The 1818-nt window shown below is 68.3% G+C and carries 2 protein-coding genes; one reads left to right on the forward strand and one right to left on the reverse strand.

What is annotated here, in order from left to right:
* Positions 1 to 17: 17 nt before the first annotated feature.
* Positions 18 to 1250 carry an RNA-guided endonuclease InsQ/TnpB family protein gene (locus tag ABD224_RS29045; protein WP_344055274.1) on the reverse strand — a complete coding sequence of 411 codons (1233 nt, stop codon included), beginning with the start codon at positions 1248 to 1250 and terminating at the stop codon, positions 18 to 20.
* Between the two features lie 23 nt (positions 1251 to 1273).
* Here ABD224_RS29045 and tnpA point away from each other — a divergent pair, with 23 nt between their 5' ends.
* On the forward strand, positions 1274 to 1702 hold the full coding sequence (tnpA, locus tag ABD224_RS29050; RefSeq protein WP_251505921.1) for an IS200/IS605 family transposase: 429 nt from the start codon (positions 1274 to 1276) through the stop codon (positions 1700 to 1702).
* Positions 1703 to 1818 lie beyond the last annotated feature (116 nt).

Consider the following 1818-nt stretch of genomic DNA (forward strand, 5'->3'; position numbering starts at 1 on the left):
TTGACATCCTCCCGGGCCTAAAGGCCCGGGATTCCAATCTGCTCCCACTGCGGCGACGCGGTGGGTAGCTCTTGGTGGGTTCCTGCTTCGCTGCGCGGTGCCGGGACGGGTCCCGGTCTTACCTGCGCTCCACAGGCTGACACGGCCAGTCCGGCCGCCTTGGCGACGTTGACCGCCGCGTTGATGTCCCGATCCAGGACCGCCCCGCACGCGCTGCACGTCCAGGTGCGGACGTGCAGGGGCTTGGGGCCGTCCTTCACCCCGCACACGGAGCACACCTGAGACGTGGGCTCGAAGCGGCCGATCCGGATGAAGGTGCGCCCGTACCGGGCTGCCTTGTACTCCAGCATGCTCACGAACGCCGACCATCCGGCGTCGTGCACGGACTTGGCCAGGCGCGTGCGGGCGAGCCCTTTCACCGCCAGGTCCTCCACGGCGATCGCTTGGTTCTCGCGGATCAGCTGTGTGGAGAGCTGGTGGTGGAACTCGCGGCGCGCGTCGGCCACCTTCGCGTGTGCGCGGGCGACCTTGGTCCGGGCCTTGTCCCGGTTCTTGCTGCCTTTCTGCTTGCGGGACAGCTCCCGCTGTGCCTTCCTCAGGCGTTTCTCGGCGCGGCGCAGAAAGCGCGGGCTGTCGATCTTCGTGCCGTCGGAGAGGACGGCGAAGTGCCCCAGCCCCAGGTCGATTCCCACCTCGGGCGTCGTCTGCGGCAGCGGCTCCTCGGGGCCGGTCTCGACGACGAAGCTCGCGAAGTACCGGCCCGCGCTGTCCTTGATGACCGTCACCGTCGACGGCACGGAGGGCAGCGTCCGCGACCACTTCACCTTGACGTCGCCGATCTTCGGCAGGCGCAGCTTCCCGCCCGGGGTGATCCGCCATGCCGCGTTGGCGGTGAAGCGGATCGACTGCCGGGTGTCCCGTTTCGTCTTGTACCGGGGTGCGCCCATGCGGGGGCGCTTGCCCTTCAGGCCGTCGAAGAAGTTCCGGTAAGCGGTGTCCAGGTCCCGCAGGGACTGCTGGAGGACGACCGCCGAGACCTCGCCGAGCCACGCCCGTTCCGGGGTCCGCTTCGCGGCGGTCAGCCGCTTGGACAGCTCCGCCGAGGTGACGAACGGCAGCCCCGCCGCGCGGGCCTCCTCGCGGACGCGCAACGCGTCGTTGAAGACGACCCGCGCGCACCCGAACGCCCTCGCCAACGCGCTGCGCTGACCGGCGCTCGGGTACAGGCGGAAGCTGTACCGAAGCTGCATAGAGATCACCCTACCATTGGTCTATGTCACCACGATGGGAACCGAACCCCGATATCCGCAGGGGTCGAACAGTCGTCTACAACCTGCACGCACACTTGGTCTTTGTCACCAAGTACCGGCGCGGTGTCCTCGACGACGAGATGCTGACGCGCTGCGAAGAGGTCATGCGCAAGGTGTGCGAGGACTTCGGAGCGGAGCTGAAGGAGTTCAACGGCGAGGCCGACCATGTGCACCTGCTCGTGCACTACCCGCCGAAGGTCGCGCTCGCGAGCCTGGTCAACAGCCTCAAGGGCGTCTCGTCCCGCCGCCTGCGCGCTGAGTTCACCGGCCGGGTCAACCGGGCGATCATGCACGGCCGGTTCTGGTCGCCCTCGTACTTCGCGGGCTCGTGTGGCGGTGCGCCGCTCCAGGTGGTCAAGGACTACATCGCGCAGCAGAAGCGCCCGGACTGAGCGCGGCCAGCCGTGGGCCTGGGTAGACAGTGCGGACCCGTGCCCACGGCTGAGGTCAGAGATGCGATTCACCCCCGGCCTGAAGGCCGGGGCACTCTCGCAAGATCAGAGGTAGA

This window comes from Streptomyces thermoalcalitolerans (assembly GCF_039525155.1).
Taxonomy (GTDB): Bacteria; Actinomycetota; Actinomycetes; order Streptomycetales; family Streptomycetaceae; genus Streptomyces; species Streptomyces thermovulgaris.

Excerpts from the sequence above, each read along its gene's own strand:
- ABD224_RS29045 (WP_344055274.1), bottom strand. The coding sequence starts at position 1,250 with ATGCAGCTTCGGTACAGCTTCCGCCTGTACCCGAGCGCCGGTCAGCGC.
- tnpA (WP_251505921.1), top strand. The coding sequence starts at position 1,274 with ATGTCACCACGATGGGAACCGAACCCCGATATCCGCAGGGGTCGAACA.